Origin of the sequence: Herbaspirillum sp. alder98, from assembly GCF_020179755.1 — a bacterium.
Lineage (GTDB): Bacteria > Pseudomonadota > Gammaproteobacteria > Burkholderiales > Burkholderiaceae_D > Herbaspirillum.
In genome coordinates, this window is record NZ_JAIUCY010000009.1 from 160,768 (window position 1) to 177,552 (window position 16,785).

Consider the following 16,785-nt stretch of genomic DNA (forward strand, 5'->3'; position numbering starts at 1 on the left):
TTTTCCGCCCCAATTTCGAGGAACATTACGGAGGGACTAATGAGCTCAGCTCAGCATGAACAGGAATCGGCAATCAAGACGCCGAAGCAGTTGATCGCCGCCGTCGTGGCGGGTTTTCTGGTACCCATCATCTGCATCGTTTTATTAGTGCAGTATGTGACCAACGGCCAGAAGACCGGCGCGGGGTCGGATGGGCAGACCGCCGACATGATCGCCACGCGCATCAAGCCGGTGGCCGACGAAGGCTTTACCTTCCGCGATGCCAATACCCCAAAGCAATTACAGACCGGCGAAGAAGTCTATAAAACCACCTGTGTGGCCTGCCATGGCGCCGGCGTTGCCGGTGCACCCAAGGTAGGCGATGAACCAGCCTGGAAGGCGCGCCTGGCCGAAGGCTACGACAAGCTGGTATCGCACGCCATCAACGGCTTGCGCGCCATGCCACCCAAGGGCGGCAATCCCGAACTGGATGACGTCGAGATCGAACGCACCGTGGTCTACATGGCCAACCAGTCCGGCGCCAAGTTCAAGGAACCCGAAGTCAAGGCGCCCGCAGCAGCAACCGCTGCCGATGCTGCCGCTGCACCCGCCGGCGAAGCACCTGCCGCCAAGTAAGGCAACCTTGCATCGTTAGCCGCCAATGACAAAGCCCCGGTCTTTCGATCGGGGCTTTGTCGTTTGCAACCGGACGATCAATAACGCTGCGGTGGCGGCGGATAGTTGCCTGGTTGCGGCATCGGCGGTTGCGCCTGCTGCTGGGGCTCGGCCACGTAGATTTCTACGCGGCGATTCTTGGCACGATTGGCTTCGGTGGTATTGGCCACCAACGGCTCGTGCGAACCACGACCTTCGATCACGAAACGATTGGCGGCAACGCCACGGGTCGAGAGATAGTCGCGGGTACGGGCCGCGCGCTCGGTCGACAGCGGGTTGTTGATGGCATCGCTGCCGGTGTTGTCGGTATGGCCGACGATGGTGACCGAAGTGGCCGGGTTCTCGACCAGGGTCGATGCAAAACGGTCGAGCACGGGGCGCAGGTTGGGCTTGATGTCGGCACGGCCGGTGTCGAATGAAATGTCGCTGGGGATTTCAAGCTTCAAGCGATTGTCGGCAGTCTGGGTGACCTGCACGCCGGTACCCTGGGTTGCCTGCTCCATCGCCTGCTTCTGGTTTTCCATGCGCTTGGACCAGATATTGCCGGCCACCGCACCAATGGCGCCGCCAATGGCCGCGCCACCCAATGCACGACCACCGCCGCCCGGGCCGGTCACCGCGCCCAGCAAGCCGCCGACACCGGCGCCGATACCGGCGCCAGTGGCCGTGCCGCGATCCGTTGCATCCATGTTCGCGCATCCCGAGATGGCCAATACGCCCGCCAGTGCTGCTATCGATAACTTGTTCATGTGAACTCCTTTAATGAATGCCTTCTCAATTTTTTTATCCAGGCCTACGGCGCCGGTGGTGGTGAGATTGCAAACAATGTCGGACGTTCCGGCCATAATAATTTAGGCCACTAACAAAAAAGGCACCTGGATTCACCAGATGCCTTTCGATATGCCGAACAGAAACGGCGAATCCGTCCTGATATTCAGTTGTGCTCTTCCGTGTGCTCGGGCGGCTGCTCGCGTCGACGCGACAGGTAATACGCCACGCCACCGACGGCGGCGATGACACCGCCGTACATCAATGGCTTGCGCAACCAGCGCCGCGACAACAACGACGCGCCCGTCATCAGCAGCGGCGTCATCGACTGCAGCGAACGCAGGCTGATACCGCTGGCCGACAACGCCTTGATTGATTGCATGGTCTTGCCACCGCCCACAAACGAAGTGGCAAAGTGCGCCACTCGGCTCAAGGCGCCCTTGGCAAGCGATTCGGGACTCAGGTTCTCACGCACCACTTCACGTGCTTCCATCACCCCCAACCGGTACAGAGCGCCTTGCGCCAATACCTTGCGCTTGCGCTCTTCGTGGGTCATGCCATCTTTGACAGGCGCTTGCATGCGATTCTTCTCCGTGGGGACCATTACAACAGGGCGTCCTGGTCTTTACGCAACTCGGCCATGGTGGCCGGCAACGACAGCTTGCCTTGCGTCAAGGTCGCCCGCGCATAGAGCACAAGACCGATCGTGGCGACGGTAAAAATGGCGCCGAACAATGCCAGGATCTTCCAGCCCCAGCTATCCCAGGCCAGCATGACCACCAGTACCGACCAGAAGGCTACGGCAAACCACAGCGCCACCGTGGCAAGCGCAAACACGATCGCCAGGCGCACCAGGTTGACGCCGATTTCGGACATCTCCAGCGACGCCAGTTCGATGCGGCTGAGGATCAGGCCAAGCAGGTTCTTGGTCAGGCCTAGCAAACCCGCCGTCAACCCGGGATTACCAGGCTGATGCGGGGCGGGCCCATCCGAATGCGGGGTGGTCATCAGCGCCGCTTACTTGCTACGGCCAATGACCAGGCCGACCAGCAAGCCAACGCCGGCCGAGATGGCCACGGCGCGCCATGGGTTCTCGTGCACGTAATCGTCGGTCTTGGCAGCAACTACCTTGCCCTTTTCGATGGCGGCGATCTGGGCGTTGTGCGCAGCCTCGCTGGCGGCCTCCAGCAGCGTGAGGCCCTTGGCGCGCAGCTCATCGGCTTTTTCACCGGTGGCGGCAGCGGCTTCGGCGAACAGGATCTGAGCGTCTTTCACGAGGGTTTTCATATCGTTTCTCACGGTCTTGAGTGCAGCGGATTGGGTCATGGGAGTTCTCCTTTTTCTAAACCATTAATAAAAAACGGGCACTGCCAAGGCAAGAGTACAACGCCTGTCGGCTCCTGTCGCTAGCCGATTCTACCGGGGCTGGCCGCGCACGCGAAGCGTAACGTGGATCAACTTGCGGCAGCGCAAAAAACTTCGATGGTTCTTTACTGCATTAGTTTCAACAGACTTCGAAGGACTTCAGAAGCGGGTCTCGCGGGCGGCCCGCAGGAAGCTGTCGAGAATCGGCGTGCAGTCGAGCAATTCGGCGCCACCGGCGCGGTGAAACTCGGGGTGCCATTGCAAGCCCATCACGAACGGCGCCTTGCGATAACGAATCGCTTCGACGATCTGGTCCGGCCCCGATACCGCCTCGACCGACAAGTCGCGCCCGACATCCCGTACTGCCTGGTGGTGGATCGAATTGACGATGGCGCGCTCGGTGCTGACCATCTGCGCCAGGGTCGAGCCCGGTGGAAAGTCCAGCTCGTGGTAATTGCTGTCGTACATCTCGTTGACGTGCGGGATCGCGGTAGGGACATCGGTGGCGATATCCTGGTACAGCGTGCCGCCGAAGGCGACATTGATCAGCTGGCAGCCGCGGCAGATGCCCAGCACCGGCTTGCCGGCCTCGATGAATTCGTGCAACAGCTCAAGCTCATACATGTCGCGCACCCGGTCGCCGCTCCATTCAGGCCGGGTCGCGGCCTGGGCATAACTCTGCGGCGAGACGTCGGCGCCGCCCTGCAGCACTAGCCCGTCCAGATTCTTGGCATAGTCGCGCAGGCGAATGTTGCTGGGATGGACCAGCCCGTTGGTATTGACGGTGGGGATCATGAACACCAGCACGTCACGCGACATCACCCATTGCGCAATCGACTCTTCCAGGTATTGCAAGGTCTTGCTGCGCAAGCCCTTGGCGCCGGACTCCGGGTGGAAGATCCGTGCCGATACGCCGATCTTGAGCGTGCGGTGCATGACGCGCCGCCCGGCCTTGTCGGACAGCGCCCGAAAGCGCGCCATCAACAGGTTCCAGGTCTGGGACCAGGGTGCTTCGGTGGAGTGATGCGACGGTGGCGGCAGGGGCGAATGCGGAATGGCGTGCGGTTGTGCTGAAGGTTGTGCTGCCGGTTGCGGCGGCACCGCCGATGCTGGCTCTACCGGTGCAGCTGCTGGTGCTGCGGCGGCCGGCGCCGGCGTAGCGGGTGCAATGGGCGCCACCGGCACCACCGGTGGAACAGTGCCCAGCCCTTGACTGGCGGCACCGGCGCCTGGCTGGAGCTCGGGTGCTGGATTGCCCGGCTTGGGGTCGCGGGGCTGGCTGGCTTCGGAATCTTGGATATCGGACATGGCTGCAATAACGAATGAATAAGTGAACTGCGGCGTGTGTCAGCGGTAACCCTGAGGGGCTAACGTCGTCGGGATCGGCTCGGGGGTGGCTCGCATTGGCCAGGGTTGCCTGAGTATAAGCGCAATACCCGGCTTTTGATACCCACGGGCAAAACCGGCCGCAAAGGCGAGGAAGCAGTACAGCGCCACCCGCCGCACAAGGCGCCGGCTTTCGTGGCACACTCCCTCCGTTTAAAAAAGGCAGACAGCGAATCTGCCGCACATGTTCCGGAAAATTGCCAATCCGCCCCACTCCGGCGCTCTTTCGCCTGTGCCTCAAGTCCCCAACGCCATGTCCAACGTACTCATCCTCTACGCCCATCCCGCTGCCGAGTTGTCGCGCACCAATCGCCTCATGATCGAGGCCGCCGCACGCCTGCCCAACGTCACCGTCAACGATCTCTACCAGCGCTATCCCGATTTCGACATCGACGTCGAACACGAACAGCGGCTGCTGGAAGCGGCCGATCTGGTGGTGCTGCAGCATCCGATTCACTGGTACAGCATGCCGGCGCTGCAAAAGGAATGGCTGGACCAGGTGCTCACGCGCGGCTGGGCCTTCGGTCATGACGGCCATGCGCTGCGCGACAAGGGCCTGTGGCTGGTGGCCAGCACCGGCGGCGAGACCGAGGCGTACGGTCCGCAAGGGCGTCATGGCCATGTCTTCGACGACTTCCTGCCACCCTATCAGCAGACCGCCCGGCTCTGCGGCATGCGCTGGCTGCCGCCGCTGGTGCTGCACGGCGCGCATCATCTCAGTCCGATCCAGTTCCAGCAGCATGTGTCGCACTACGCCGACCACCTCGCCAGCTATCCTGCCTGGTCCTGAACGCCCCCACTGCCCAACTTCTGCACGACACATTCCATGGACGAACACCTCCTCAAAGCACTGGTCTACCTTCTCGCCGCGGTGGCTGCGGTCCCGATTGCCAAACGCCTTGGCCTGGGCGCCGTGCTCGGCTACCTGCTGGCCGGCATCGTCATCGGCCCCTGGGGCCTGGGCCTCATCAGCGAGGTCAAGCACATCCTCGAGTTTTCCGAATTCGGCGTGGTGCTGCTGCTGTTCCTGATCGGACTGGAGCTCGACCCCAAGCGGCTATGGTCGCTGCGCCGCTCCATCTTTGGCTGGGGTAGCGCGCAGGTGCTGGCGGTAAGCGCCGCCCTGCTGGCCGCCGCGCTGGTCGTGGGCGTGCCGTGGCGGATGGCGCTGATCGCCGCACTCGGCATGTCGCTGTCGTCCACCGCGATCGCGCTGGCCACGCTGGGCGAGCGCAAGCTCACCGCCACCCCGGCCGGCTCGGCCGGCTTCGCCATCCTGCTGTTCCAGGACATTGCGGCCATTCCGATGATGGCGGCGGTGCCGCTGCTGGGCATGGCGGCGGTCGAAGGCAGCGGCCAGGGCTGGCTGCATGCGGGCCAGGTGGCGCTGGTGATCGCGCTGCTGATCTTTGGCGGACGCGTGCTGATCCGTCCCATCCTGCGCATCATCGCCAAGACCGACATGCGCGAGATCTTCACCGCCTTTTCGCTGCTGCTGGTGATTGCGACTTGCCTGCTGATGCAGTCGGTGGGCATGTCGATGGCGCTGGGCACCTTCCTGGCGGGGGTATTGCTGGCCGACTCCGAATACCGCCACGCCCTTGAAAGCGACCTCGAACCCTTCAAAGGCCTGCTGCTGGGCCTGTTCTTCATCGCCGTGGGCATGTCGGTGGACTTCGGCGTGTTCTTTGCGCAACCGTGGCGCATCCTTGGCCTGGTCGCCGCCTTCGTCGCCATCAAGGCCGCCGTGATGTGGTTGCTGGGGCGCTGCTTCGGCATTCCCCGCGGGCAGCAACTGTTCTTTGCGTTCCTGCTGTCGCAAGGGGGCGAGTTCGCCTTCATCGTGTTCGGTGCGGCCGTCACGGCCAAGGTGCTCACGCCCGAGGTGTCGTCGATCCTGGTGGTGGTGGTGGCGCTGTCGATGCTGGTCACGCCCCTGCTGCTGCTGGTGCACGACCGCCTGCTGGTGCGCTGGCTCGATGCGGGCCAGCGCCGCCCCGAAGACAAGATCGAGCCGCAGGATCATCCGGTGATCATCGCCGGCTTCGGGCGCTTCGGACAGATCATCGGGCGGCTGCTGCATGCCAACGGCATCGGCGCCACCGTGCTCGATCATGATCCCGACCAGATCGACTTCCTGCGCAAGTTCGGCTTCAAGGTGTTCTATGGCGACGCCACCCGCATCGACCTGCTGCGCACAGCAGGCGCCGACAAGGCGCGCGTGCTGGTGATCGCCATCGATGATGCCGCCGGTGCGCTGCAGATGGTCGACAAGGTGCGCGAAGAGTTTCCGCACCTGGTCATCGCCGCCCGCGCCCGCAACGTCACGCACTACTACGACCTGCTCGACCGCGGCGTCACGGTGCTTGAACGCGAAACCTTCGAGAGCGCATTGCACATGGGCCGGCAAGTCCTGCAGGAACTCGACTTCGGCGCCTACCGGGCGCGCCAGGCGGCGATGAAATTCCGCACCCATAATATCAAGACCCTCTACAACCTGTATCCGCACTACAAGGACCAGCAGCAGATGGTGTCGATGGCGGTACAGGCGCGCGAAGAGTTGCAGGCCATGTTCACCGGCGACCGCGAAGCCATGCTGCGCGATCACGCACCGGAACACTGGCGCGGCGAGGCCGCCGAGGACAAACCACGAGACCCCGATCCGGTATAAAAAAGGCCGGGGAAGCATGCGCCGCCCCGGCCAACCCTCACTGCTTTACCACGTACATCAGCTGCAAAATCAATTCAGCGTCAACGGCACGAAGATCTTTTCGTCGCCCCGTTCGACCAGCAGCGCCACGCTCTTGCCGGCCTTGGTGGCCAGCTTGCGCAACTGATCGACATTGGTCACCGGCGTGCCGTTCAAGGCCAGGATCACATCGCCGCCCTGGATACCGGCGATAGCTGCCGGCCCCGACACGTCTTCCACCAGCAGGCCATTCTGTCCACCCAACTGCTTCTGTTCATCCTTGTCGAGCGGGCGCACGGCCAGGCCCAGGCGGCCCGGGTTGTCGGCCTTGTTGGCCGGTGCATCGTTCTTGGCCGCCTTCATCTCGCCCACCTTCACGTTCAGGTTGCGCACCTGCCCGCCACGCATCACCTCGATCGGCTGCGACGTGCCTGGCGCGGTGTCGGCCACCAGCGTCGGCAAGTCGACCGAATGATCGATGGCGTGACCGCCGAAGCGCAGGATCACGTCGCCCGCCTGCAATCCAGCCTGGTCGGCCGGACTGCCCTTCTCGACCGAACTCACCAGCGCGCCTTGCGCAGTCTTCAGGCCGAATGACTCGGACAGGGTCTGGTTCAGGTCTTGCACCGACACGCCGAGCCGGCCCCGGGTCACCTTGCCGTGCTGCACCAGTTGCTGCTCGACCTTCATCGCCACATCGATCGGAATCGAGAACGACAGTCCCTGGAAGCCGCCGGTCTGGCTATATATCTGCGAATTGATGCCGATCACCTGGCCGCTCAGGTTGAACAGCGGCCCGCCCGAATTACCCGGGTTGACGGCGACGTCGGTCTGCAGGAAAGGCACGTAATTGTCATCCGGCAGGCTGCGCGACTTGGCGCTGATGATGCCGGCCGTGGCCGTGTTGTCGAAACCGTAGGGCGAACCGATGGCCAGCACCGGCTCGCCGACCTTGACCAGCGACGGGTCACCGATCTGTACCGTAGGCAGGTTGCGGGCATCGATGCGGATCACCGCGATGTCACTCTGCTTGTCCACGCCCAGCACCTTGGCCTTGAATTCGCGACGGTCGGTCAGCTTGACCACCACTTCCTGCGCGCCGTCGACCACGTGGGCGTTGGTCAGGATGATGCCGTCGGGCGAGATGATGAAGCCGGAGCCCAGCCCGTGCATCACCTGCGGTCCGCGCGGCACCTGCAGTTGGGGGCCGAAGCGCTTGAAGAACTGGGCGAAAGGATCATCCGGATCGGCCTCGTCGTTGTCATCAGCCACCTTCTTGACCTTGCCGGTCACGCTGATGTTGACGACCGCCGGACCGGCCCGCTGCACGATGCCCGAGAAGTCGGTAGCGGCTGCCACCACCGGGCCGGCAGGCGCAGCCGGCGCCGTATTGGAGGCCACCAGCGGGGCACTGACCGGCGCCGCATGGGCAGACGGGAAATCGGCGCCGTGGAAATACACATAGCTGCCGCCAACCACGGCAGCCAGCATCACGGCCAGGGTGTTACGAACAAAAACGATGCGTCGGCTCATCATGCACTCCTTGTCGGTCAAAGGACGATCCATGGTCGAGTGGGGCTCGACCGTTGGAGTGCAGATTAATCGCTGAAAATTAAGAGAAACTTAAGGCGCCAAACCCTGGCCTGGTGATCGCCGTGGGGCTGACGCCGCTGGGTACCGGCCTTCGCCGGCACGACGGGACTGTGTATAACTCGAATCTCGTCGTCCTGACGAAAGTCAGGACCCAGCGTCTGCCGTGCGCCTGGCGCCAGGGATCAAGCGATCCCTGAATTCACAAAACTCACCCGCGCCTGCAGCCCGCCCCCCGCATTCTTCAACTCGACCTGCGCACCGTGCAGGTCGGCGATCTGGCGCACGATGGCCAGGCCCAGGCCGCTGCCGAAAGCGGCCCGCCCGGCGTTCTGCTCTTGCGGCCGCCGTGCCCGGTAGAAGCGATCGAACACGCGTGGCATTTCGCTTTCGGCGATACCGGGACCGCTGTCCTGGACCACCACCGTGCAACGTCCCGTCGATGACTCGAAGCGCACATCCACCACGCCGCCCTGCGGGGTGTAGCGCAAGGCGTTGTCGACCAGGTTGTTGAACAGAATGCGCAGAGCCTCGATATTGCCCACCACCATCAGCGGGCCGTCGCCATCAGCGTCGTCGGCCAGGCCCAGGTCGATGCCGCCATGCACCGCCACCGACGACAGGCCGCCCACCACGTCACGCAGCAACGCCCTCAGATCCAGCGGCTGCTGCGCCATGGCGTCGGGTTCCTGACGGGCCAGCGTCAACAATTGATGCACCAGATGGCTGGCGCGCTCAAGTCCATTCTTCAGGTCACCGAAGGCGGCCTGGCGCTCGGTGTCGTCAGCGGCGCGCTCGGCCAGTTGCACCTGCAGTCGCAACGCCGTCAATGGCGTGCGCAGTTCGTGTGCGGCATCGGCCACGAAAGCGCGTTGCGCCTCGGTGGCCTGCTTGAGTCGCGCCAGCAGATCGTTGAGCGCATGGGTGAGCGGCAGGATCTCCTGCGGCAGGCCGGCGTCGCCAATGGGCATGAGCGAATGCATGTCTCGCGCCTGCACTTCGGCGGCGGCGCGGCGCACCGGCGCCAGCCCGCGGCTCACGGCCAGCCACGCCAGCACGCCAATCAGTGGAAACAGCAACAGCATCGGCGCCACCGTCTTGACCGCCATCTGGGCGGCGATCTCGTCGCGCGCGCTCTGCGGCTGGGCCACCTGCACCACGGTGCTGCCGATCTGGGCGCTATAGACGCGCCACAGGCCGTTGGGGCCGTGGACGTTGGCAAAACCCAGTTCGGCCTGGCGCGGCATGACGCTGCGCGCATGGGAGTGATAGATGACGGTGCCGCTGCTGTCCCAGATCTGCATCATGATCTCGTCTTCCAGCTCCGGCAGTTGCTGACCCGGCGAAATCGGCGAGAACGCCTGGCGCGGTAGCGAGGCGGCAATCTGCCGCATCTGGTAATCGAAGATCTGGTTGGCCTCGCCCCGCGCCTGGAAATACAACCCGACGCCGGCGGCCACGATGATGGAAAACAATCCCAGGCCCAGCCACAGCAGCAGTTTGTTGCGCACCGATTTCATGCCGGCACCAGATAGCCTACGCCGCGCACGTTCTTGATGAAGTCGCTGCCGAGCTTCTTGCGCAACGCGTGGATGTGCACTTCGACCGCGTTGCTCTCGATGCTGTCGTCCCAGCCATAGAGCTTTTCTTCGAGCTGGGCGCGCGACAGGATCACCCCCGGCCGGTCCATGAAGGCACGCAGCAGCGTGAATTCGCGGGCCGACAGGTTGACGGCCTGCCCGCTCACGCTTACTTCGTGGGTCGCCGGATTGAGCACCACCTCGCGCACCTGCACCAGGCTGTCGGCGCGCCCCGACTGGCGCCGCAACAGCGCACGCATGCGCGCACTCAGTTCTTCCAGGTCGAACGGCTTGATCAGGTAATCGTCGGCGCCGGCGTCGAGACCTGCCACCCGGTCCGACACGGCGTCGCGCGCGGTGGTGATCAGCACCGGCAGCGTATTGCCGCGTTCGCGCAGGGTCTTGAGCACCGCCAGGCCGTCCTTTTGCGGCAAGCCCAGGTCGAGCAGCAGCATGGCGTAGTCCTCGTTGCGCAAAGCGGCATCGGCCGACTTGCCGTCCTGCACCCAGTCGATGGCAAAGCCGTCCAGGCGCAAACCCTTGCGCACGGCCTCGCCCACCATCGGATCATCTTCTACCAGCAACACCCGCATACCGGCTCCATCAAATGAATCTCGGCCTCAGAGCAGCTTGGCCACCAGGAAAACCACCGTCGACAGCAGGATGGTCGAAGCGAACGGCAACGAGAAGTTGCGGCCGAACAGGCGAAAGCGCAAGTCCCCCGGAAGCCGGCCAATGCCCAGCTTTTCCAGCCACGGCAGCAGCGTCGAAAAAACGATCACCGCCAGAAAGATCACCACGACCCAACGTATCACGCGTGTCTCCTTACAACCGGTGGGTACGGTCATGGCGCAACATGCGCTGCGGCCATTCGGCGCGATGCCCGATGACCAGCACCTTGAACAACTCACCCATCTCGGCCGGCGAGATCAGCCTTTGCACGGCATTGGCTTGCGGCAGGTACTGCAGGCTTTGCTCGGGCGAGGTCCGCAACAGCAGTTCCCCCACTCCCGCATTGAGCAGGAAGGCGCCCTGGCTGGTGTAGGCCAGCACCTCCGCCCCCTCCTCCACGGCCGCAATCGCCATGGCGGTGAAGTCGACGTGGGCTGTCACGTCCTGCAGGCCGGGAAGATAAAACGGATCGGGATGCGAATGGTGGCGATAGTGGCACATCAAGGTGCCCTCGGCGCGCTCGCCCAGGTAGTACTCGGCGGCCGGAAAACCATAGTCGGGCAGGATCGCCACGGCACCGTCGCCCTTGGCCAGCATGCGTGCCAGGGTGCGCATGAAGCCGATGGCCACCGGCGCCAGCTCGGTCAGGTAACCGTCGGGCAAGTCGTCGGCTTGCGGGATCTGCGCCACCGGCAGGTCAGCCACGGCACGGTCGGCAAAGCAGAAGGCGCCTTGCGCATCGAGCGCCACGCCACGTTCCAGCCACGCCGGCCCGGCCTTCACCGCCAGCCGTACCGGCATCGCATCGAGCACTTCGTTACCGATGACCACGCCCGAGAAGCTGTCGGGCAAGGCGTCCAGCCACACCACGCGGGAAGCAAAGTCCTGCAGGCTCTGGCGTTGCCGGTCGCGCAATTCACCAGATATTTCCACAATGAAATATTGTTCGGGCAACTGCCCGCGCGCCTGCAGTTCGCGCAGGATATCAGCCGCCAGCTTGCCGGTGCCGGCCCCGAATTCGAGCAGGACGTTAGCCACAGCCTCGCCAGCGGCGATCAGTTCTGTCGCTAAATGCGCCAAAGTGGCGCCAAACAGCGGCGAAATTTCTGGCGCGGTTGTAAAATCTCCGTCTTTGCCCATTTTGGCCGCGCCGCCGCTGTAATAGCCGAGTCGCGGCGCATAGAGCACCAGCTCCATATAGCGCTCGAATGATATCCAGCCTCCCGCAGCGACAATGTCGCCCGCGACCAGTTGCTGGAGGGAGTGCGAGGCGGCGAGTGCGTCGGCGCCCGGTTCAGGTAGTTGCAGTTGCATGGGCCGTATTGTAGAACTCATTTCAATGGAAACCCAAGCCATCCCCTCCACTGCTCCCATTTTGCACGCTGCCACCGGCGTGGCGCTGGTCACCGGCGCGGCGCGCCGCATCGGCCGTCATATCGCCCTGGCCCTGGCACGCGCCGGCTGGGACGTGGTCGTGCATTACCACCGCTCGGCCGATGAAGCCGCCGCCGTGGTGCGCGAGATCGAAGCGCTGGGCCGCCGCGCGGTCGCCCTCCACGGCGACCTGTCCGACGAAGAACGCGTGCGGCAACTGGTGCCGGCCGCCGGGGACGCCCTCGGGCCCGTGACCTGCGTGGTCAACAACGCATCCCTGTTCGACTACGACGACGCCGCCAGCTTCGGCCACCAGCGGCTGCTGCAGCACATGAGCGCCAACGTCGGCGCTCCGGTGCTGCTGGCGCAGGCGCTGTTCGAGGCCACGCCCGCCGGGGCCCAGGCGGTAGTCATCAACCTGCTGGACCAGAAACTGTACAATCCCAACCCCGACTACCTGTCGTATACGTTATCCAAGGCCGCGCTGCAGAGCGCAACCACGCTGCTGGCACAGGCCCTGGCGCCACGCGTGCGGGTGGTGGGGGTGGCGCCGGGCATCACGATGATGTCGGGCGACCAGACTGCCGAGCAGTTTGGCGTGGCGCACCAGGTCACGCCACTGGGCAAGAGCAGCACGCCCGACGATGTGGCCGCCGCCGTGTGCTACCTGGCTGGCGCCGGCGCCATTACCGGCACTACCCTGCTGGTGGATGGCGGCCAGCATTTGCTTCCCCTTTCGCGCGACGTCATGTTCGTGGCGAAATAATCTTCTTTTTCTTCTGATCATGCTCGCTCTGTCCCATCCTTCCCTGCAAGATTGCCGCCGCCTGTTTTTGCGCAACTACGAAGTCCTCATCAACATCGGCGTGCACGAATTCGAGAAAAAGGGCGAGCAGCGCATCCTGATCAATGTCGACCTGTTCATCCCGCTGGCCGAATCGACCCCCAAGGCCGATCTGCTGGACGAAGTGGTGGACTACGACTTCATCCGCTCCACCATCGCCCGCCGCATGGCGCAAGGTCACATCCATCTGCAGGAAACCCTGTGCGACGACGTGGTCGCGGCCATGCTGGCGCACCCCAAGGTGCGCGCGGCACGCGTATCTACCGAAAAGCCCGATGTCTATCCCGACTGCGATGCGGTCGGCGTGGAAGTCTTCCGCGTCAAGCCGGGCAACTGAAATCCACGTTGGGAAAACCATCATGAACGACCGCCTCCATCCCGCCGCCGAAGCCGCCACCGATGCCCCGGCCGACACCGCTACTGCCGCCGAAACCACCGGCGTGCGCCGTGCCGAAAAGATCGCCTACGAGAACAACAAGCTGCACAAGCGCCTGTGCCGCCAGGTCGGCCAGGCCATCGGCGACTTCAACATGATCGAGGAAGGCGACCGCGTGATGGTCTGCCTGTCGGGCGGCAAGGACAGCTATGCCCTGCTCGACATCCTGCTGACGCTGCGCGAGCGCGCGCCGATCAACTTCGACATCATCGCCGTCAATCTCGACCAGAAGCAGCCGAATTTCCCGGCCGACATCCTGCCGGCCTACCTCGAACGCCTGGGCGTGCCCTATCACATCGAGAACCAGGACACCTACAGCATCGTCAAGCGCGTGGTCCCCGAAGGCAAGACCACCTGCGCCCTGTGCTCGCGGCTGCGGCGCGGCATCCTGTACCGGGTAGCCACCGAGCTGGGCGCCACCAAGGTCGCGCTGGGCCATCATCGCGATGACATCCTCGAGACCTTCTTCCTGAACATGTTCTTCGGCGCCAAGATCAAGGGCATGCCGCCCAAGTTGCAGTCGGACGACGGCAAGCAGATCGTGATCCGTCCGCTGGCCTACGTGAAGGAAGCCGACCTGATCCGCTACGCCGAGGTCAAGCAGTTCCCGATCATTCCCTGCGACCTGTGCGGCAGCCAGGAAAACCTGCAGCGCAAGCAGATCAAGGGCCTGATGCGTGAATGGGAAAAGAAATTCCCGGGCCGGGTCGACAATATCTTCTCGGCGCTGTCCACCGTGGTGCCGTCGCACCTGATGGATCGCGACCAGTTCGGCTTTGCCGCCCTCAAGGCCACCGGCCAGCCCGACGCCAACGGCGACATCGCCTTCGATGAAGAGCCCTGCGCTACCGGCAGCGGCGTCAATGCCAATTTCGCGGCCCAGGTCATCTCGCTGTTCCCCGCCGATTAGCCTGACGCAGCCCCGCCCCGGATTGGCGATACACAACGTCTCACCATGCAAACCGCAAGCACCGAGCTTGCGGTTTGCCGACGCCCGAATGGGCAAAAGTAAATTGTTGTACAGGCCCTGCATATTCGGCGAGATTAGATATGAAATACCCTCCTGATCCTCGCTTGAAGGGCCGCCCCCCCATGGTCTAATCTGCCCATTACTGCATCTGCGCCACCGTACGCAGATGCAAGGGAAAACAACCATAATCATGTAGTCGTGGTTTCGCAGGGAAACGTGGTCCCGACACGAAAAATACCGGCAGGCTGGCAACCAGCGAGGTTCGCTGTCCACGTGGTTTCCATATTCCATCTCTGCACCCCTGACGACTTTCTGCAATACGTGTATGAGGCTGCCTGATGGCTAATTTTTGGCGAGACAAGCGTGTTTTTGTAACCGGGCATACCGGCTTCAAGGGAAGCTGGCTGACCCTTTGGCTGCACATGCTCGGCGCCAAGGTGAGCGGCTTCTCGTTGCCGGCGCCGACCAATCCCAGCTTATTCCACCTGGCTCGCCTGCAAGGCTGCGTGCAGACCACCACCGGTGATGTGCGTGATCTCTTGCATGTCAGCGAGACGATGGCGGCGGCCCAACCCGATATCGTCATCCACATGGCCGCACAGCCGCTGGTGCGCGAATCCTATCTCTCGCCAGTCGACACTTATGCCGTCAACGTGATGGGAACCGCCCACGTGCTTGAGGCCGTACGCAATACGCCCAGCGTACGTTCAGTGGTGGTCGTCACCAGCGACAAGTGCTACGAGAACCGCGAGTGGCTGTGGGGCTATCGCGAAGATGACCCGATGGGCGGGCACGACCCTTACAGCAGCAGCAAGGGCGCGGCCGAACTGGTCACCTCGGCCTATCGCCGCTCATTCTTTGCGGCCAATCCTGATAATCCGGTCGGCATCGCCAGCGTACGCGCCGGTAATGTCATTGGTGGCGGTGATTTCGCGCCCGATCGCCTGATCCCGGACTTCATCCGCGCGCTCGAACGCGACGAAGCCGTCTGCATCCGCAATCCACATGCGGTACGGCCATGGCAATTCGTGCTGGAACCGCTATCGGGTTACTTGCAAATCGCCCAGCTTCTGTTCGAAAACGGCACCCAGTATGCCGAAGGCTGGAACTTCGGCCCGGCCGATACCGATCTGCAGACGGTCAGCCAGTTGTGCGCCACATTCAACCACTCGCTGCAGAAGAACGATGTGACGCCGGTCGAGGTACGCCTTGAACCGGACGCCAACGCCCCGCACGAAGCAGCCTTCCTGCGCCTGGATATTTCAAAGGCGCGCCAGCGGCTGGATTGGGTGCCCAAGATGGAGCTCTACACTGCGCTCGAACTGACGGCGCAGTGGTATGGCGGCTACCTCAACAATGAAGACCTGCGTGCCTTGTCCGAGAACCAGATCGCGTTCTACCAGAGTCTGACATAATCACCCAATCTCGAATCTGACGGATTGCCCCATGAATATCCTCGTCACCGGCGGCGCCGGCTATATCGGTTCCCATACCTGCGTCGAATTGCTCAAGGCCGGCCACGAAGTCGTGGTCTTCGACAATTTCTCTAACAGCAGCCCCGAATCGGTCTCCCGCGTACAGCAGATCAGCGGCCACTCGGTCTCGCTGGTCAAGGGCGATATCCGCAACCGCGAGCAACTCGAAAGCGTGCTGCGCGAATTCAAATGCGACGCCGTGATCCACTTTGCCGGGCTCAAGGCCGTCGGCGAGTCGGTCGAGCAACCGCTAATGTATTACGACAATAACGTGGTCGGCACCGTGCGCCTGCTCGAAGCGATGCATGCCACTGGCGTCAAGACCATCGTTTTCAGCTCGTCGGCCACGGTTTATGGCGATCCGCAATACCTGCCGCTGGACGAGGCGCATTCGCTGTCGGCCAGCAATCCCTATGGCCGCAGCAAGATCGTCATCGAAGACATGCTGCGCGACTATCATCGCGCCCATCCCGACTGGAAGATCGCGCTGCTGCGCTACTTCAACCCGGTCGGCGCCCATGACAGCGGCCGGATCGGCGAAGACCCGGGCGGCATTCCCAACAACCTGATGCCCTATGTGGCGCAAGTGGCCATTGGCCGCCGCGAACAGCTTTCGATCTGGGGCGGCGACTATCCCACGCCGGACGGCACCGGGGTCCGTGATTTCATTCACGTGGTGGACCTTGCCATGGGTCACCTGGCCGCGCTGGAAAGCCTGGACGCGCCGCAATGCTTCGCGGTCAACCTGGGCACCGGCATCGGCTACAGCGTACTCGACGTGGTCAAGGCCTACGAGAAGGCGTCCGGCAAGCCGGTGCCCTATACCATTGCCGGCCGTCGCCCGGGCGACATCGCGTCATGCTATGCCAATCCGGCCGAGGCCAAGCGCAAGCTGGGATGGGAAGCCAAGCTGGGACTGGATGCCATGTGCGCCGATTCATGGCGCTGGCAGCAGATGAATCCTAACGGTTTCAAGTCCTGA

The 16,785-nt window shown here is 63.3% G+C and carries 18 protein-coding genes; 8 read left to right on the top strand and 10 right to left on the bottom strand.

Going from position 1 to position 16,785, the window contains the following annotated elements; genetic code table 11:
* The first annotated feature begins 39 nt into the window (after positions 1-39).
* Complete coding sequence (locus tag LBW87_RS19020) at positions 40-615, top strand: c-type cytochrome (RefSeq protein ID WP_225203032.1); 576 nt, start codon at positions 40-42, stop codon at positions 613-615.
* A gap of 77 nt (positions 616-692) precedes the next feature.
* Here the strand turns inward: LBW87_RS19020 and LBW87_RS19025 are convergent, their stop codons facing one another.
* The 5 genes from LBW87_RS19025 to LBW87_RS19045 all read right to left on the bottom strand — a co-directional run bounded on the left by LBW87_RS19025 (position 693) and on the right by LBW87_RS19045 (position 4,095).
* Positions 693-1,403, bottom strand: a complete 711-nt coding sequence (locus LBW87_RS19025) for an OmpA family protein (protein ID WP_225203033.1) — start codon at positions 1,401-1,403, stop codon at positions 693-695.
* A gap of 185 nt (positions 1,404-1,588) precedes the next feature.
* The gene (locus LBW87_RS19030; RefSeq protein WP_225203034.1) at positions 1,589-2,002 is read right to left on the bottom strand and encodes a hypothetical protein; all 414 of its coding nucleotides are present in this window, start codon (positions 2,000-2,002) and stop codon (positions 1,589-1,591) included.
* A 23-nt stretch (positions 2,003-2,025) separates the two neighbouring features.
* Entirely contained in the window at positions 2,026-2,430 is a 405-nt protein-coding gene (locus LBW87_RS19035) for a phage holin family protein (RefSeq protein WP_225203035.1), read from the bottom strand.
* A gap of 9 nt (positions 2,431-2,439) precedes the next feature.
* Positions 2,440-2,748, bottom strand: a complete 309-nt coding sequence (locus LBW87_RS19040) for a DUF883 family protein (protein ID WP_225203036.1) — start codon at positions 2,746-2,748, stop codon at positions 2,440-2,442.
* 198 nt (positions 2,749-2,946) lie between these two features.
* Positions 2,947-4,095, bottom strand: coding sequence for a gamma-glutamyl-gamma-aminobutyrate hydrolase family protein (locus LBW87_RS19045; RefSeq protein WP_225203037.1), 1,149 nt, complete (start codon positions 4,093-4,095; stop codon positions 2,947-2,949).
* A gap of 331 nt (positions 4,096-4,426) precedes the next feature.
* Here LBW87_RS19045 and LBW87_RS19050 point away from each other — a divergent pair, with 331 nt between their 5' ends.
* On the top strand, positions 4,427-4,963 hold the full coding sequence (locus tag LBW87_RS19050; protein WP_225203038.1) for an NAD(P)H-dependent oxidoreductase: 537 nt from the start codon (positions 4,427-4,429) through the stop codon (positions 4,961-4,963).
* A gap of 36 nt (positions 4,964-4,999) precedes the next feature.
* Positions 5,000-6,844 carry a glutathione-regulated potassium-efflux system protein KefC gene (gene kefC, locus LBW87_RS19055; protein WP_225203039.1) on the top strand — a complete coding sequence of 615 codons (1,845 nt, stop codon included), beginning with the start codon at positions 5,000-5,002 and terminating at the stop codon, positions 6,842-6,844.
* Positions 6,845-6,913: 69 nt separating this feature from the next.
* Here kefC and LBW87_RS19060 read toward each other — a convergent pair whose 3' ends face one another.
* The 5 genes from LBW87_RS19060 to LBW87_RS19080 form a co-directional block, all read right to left on the bottom strand.
* A complete protein-coding gene (locus LBW87_RS19060; RefSeq protein ID WP_225203040.1) occupies positions 6,914-8,395 on the bottom strand; it encodes a DegQ family serine endoprotease in 1,482 nt (493 codons plus the stop codon).
* 242 nt (positions 8,396-8,637) lie between these two features.
* Positions 8,638-9,972: an ATP-binding protein gene (locus LBW87_RS19065; protein ID WP_225203041.1), complete on the bottom strand. Its 1,335-nt coding sequence runs from the start codon at positions 9,970-9,972 to the stop codon at positions 8,638-8,640.
* Positions 9,969-10,625, bottom strand: a complete 657-nt coding sequence (locus LBW87_RS19070; protein WP_225203042.1) for a response regulator — start codon at positions 10,623-10,625, stop codon at positions 9,969-9,971. Before LBW87_RS19070 ends, LBW87_RS19065 begins: the two co-directional genes overlap by 4 nt.
* A 27-nt stretch (positions 10,626-10,652) precedes the next feature.
* Positions 10,653-10,847 carry a DUF2905 domain-containing protein gene (locus LBW87_RS19075; RefSeq protein WP_225203043.1) on the bottom strand — a complete coding sequence of 65 codons (195 nt, stop codon included), beginning with the start codon at positions 10,845-10,847 and terminating at the stop codon, positions 10,653-10,655.
* A gap of 10 nt (positions 10,848-10,857) precedes the next feature.
* Positions 10,858-12,018: a class I SAM-dependent methyltransferase gene (locus tag LBW87_RS19080; protein ID WP_225203044.1), complete on the bottom strand. Its 1,161-nt coding sequence runs from the start codon at positions 12,016-12,018 to the stop codon at positions 10,858-10,860.
* 25 nt (positions 12,019-12,043) lie between these two features.
* Between LBW87_RS19080 and LBW87_RS19085 the strand changes: the two genes are divergently transcribed.
* From LBW87_RS19085 to galE, 5 genes are all read left to right on the top strand, one after another.
* Positions 12,044-12,844: an SDR family oxidoreductase gene (locus LBW87_RS19085; RefSeq protein ID WP_225203045.1), complete on the top strand. Its 801-nt coding sequence runs from the start codon at positions 12,044-12,046 to the stop codon at positions 12,842-12,844.
* 19 nt (positions 12,845-12,863) lie between these two features.
* Positions 12,864-13,259, top strand: coding sequence for a dihydroneopterin aldolase (locus tag LBW87_RS19090; protein ID WP_225203046.1), 396 nt, complete (start codon positions 12,864-12,866; stop codon positions 13,257-13,259).
* A 22-nt stretch (positions 13,260-13,281) separates the two neighbouring features.
* The gene (gene ttcA / locus LBW87_RS19095) at positions 13,282-14,268 is read left to right on the top strand and encodes a tRNA 2-thiocytidine(32) synthetase TtcA (RefSeq protein WP_225203047.1); all 987 of its coding nucleotides are present in this window, start codon (positions 13,282-13,284) and stop codon (positions 14,266-14,268) included.
* A gap of 398 nt (positions 14,269-14,666) precedes the next feature.
* Entirely contained in the window at positions 14,667-15,743 is a 1,077-nt protein-coding gene (gene rfbG, locus LBW87_RS19100) for a CDP-glucose 4,6-dehydratase (protein ID WP_225203048.1), read from the top strand.
* A gap of 31 nt (positions 15,744-15,774) precedes the next feature.
* Positions 15,775-16,785 carry a UDP-glucose 4-epimerase GalE gene (gene galE / locus LBW87_RS19105; protein ID WP_225203049.1) on the top strand — a complete coding sequence of 337 codons (1,011 nt, stop codon included), beginning with the start codon at positions 15,775-15,777 and terminating at the stop codon, positions 16,783-16,785.

Excerpts from the sequence above, each read along its gene's own strand:
- ttcA (WP_225203047.1), top strand. The coding sequence starts at position 13,282 with ATGAACGACCGCCTCCATCCCGCCGCCGAAGCCGCCACCGATGCCCCG.
- LBW87_RS19030 (WP_225203034.1), bottom strand. The coding sequence starts at position 2,002 with ATGCAAGCGCCTGTCAAAGATGGCATGACCCACGAAGAGCGCAAGCGC.
- kefC (WP_225203039.1), top strand. The coding sequence starts at position 5,000 with ATGGACGAACACCTCCTCAAAGCACTGGTCTACCTTCTCGCCGCGGTG.
- LBW87_RS19050 (WP_225203038.1), top strand. The coding sequence starts at position 4,427 with ATGTCCAACGTACTCATCCTCTACGCCCATCCCGCTGCCGAGTTGTCG.
- LBW87_RS19045 (WP_225203037.1), bottom strand. The coding sequence starts at position 4,095 with ATGTCCGATATCCAAGATTCCGAAGCCAGCCAGCCCCGCGACCCCAAG.
- LBW87_RS19090 (WP_225203046.1), top strand. The coding sequence starts at position 12,864 with ATGCTCGCTCTGTCCCATCCTTCCCTGCAAGATTGCCGCCGCCTGTTT.
- LBW87_RS19065 (WP_225203041.1), bottom strand. The coding sequence starts at position 9,972 with ATGAAATCGGTGCGCAACAAACTGCTGCTGTGGCTGGGCCTGGGATTG.
- LBW87_RS19060 (WP_225203040.1), bottom strand. The coding sequence starts at position 8,395 with ATGAGCCGACGCATCGTTTTTGTTCGTAACACCCTGGCCGTGATGCTG.
- LBW87_RS19080 (WP_225203044.1), bottom strand. The coding sequence starts at position 12,018 with ATGCAACTGCAACTACCTGAACCGGGCGCCGACGCACTCGCCGCCTCG.
- LBW87_RS19085 (WP_225203045.1), top strand. The coding sequence starts at position 12,044 with ATGGAAACCCAAGCCATCCCCTCCACTGCTCCCATTTTGCACGCTGCC.
- LBW87_RS19040 (WP_225203036.1), bottom strand. The coding sequence starts at position 2,748 with ATGACCCAATCCGCTGCACTCAAGACCGTGAGAAACGATATGAAAACC.
- LBW87_RS19070 (WP_225203042.1), bottom strand. The coding sequence starts at position 10,625 with ATGCGGGTGTTGCTGGTAGAAGATGATCCGATGGTGGGCGAGGCCGTG.
- LBW87_RS19020 (WP_225203032.1), top strand. The coding sequence starts at position 40 with ATGAGCTCAGCTCAGCATGAACAGGAATCGGCAATCAAGACGCCGAAG.
- LBW87_RS19035 (WP_225203035.1), bottom strand. The coding sequence starts at position 2,430 with ATGACCACCCCGCATTCGGATGGGCCCGCCCCGCATCAGCCTGGTAAT.
- galE (WP_225203049.1), top strand. The coding sequence starts at position 15,775 with ATGAATATCCTCGTCACCGGCGGCGCCGGCTATATCGGTTCCCATACC.
- rfbG (WP_225203048.1), top strand. The coding sequence starts at position 14,667 with ATGGCTAATTTTTGGCGAGACAAGCGTGTTTTTGTAACCGGGCATACC.
- LBW87_RS19025 (WP_225203033.1), bottom strand. The coding sequence starts at position 1,403 with ATGAACAAGTTATCGATAGCAGCACTGGCGGGCGTATTGGCCATCTCG.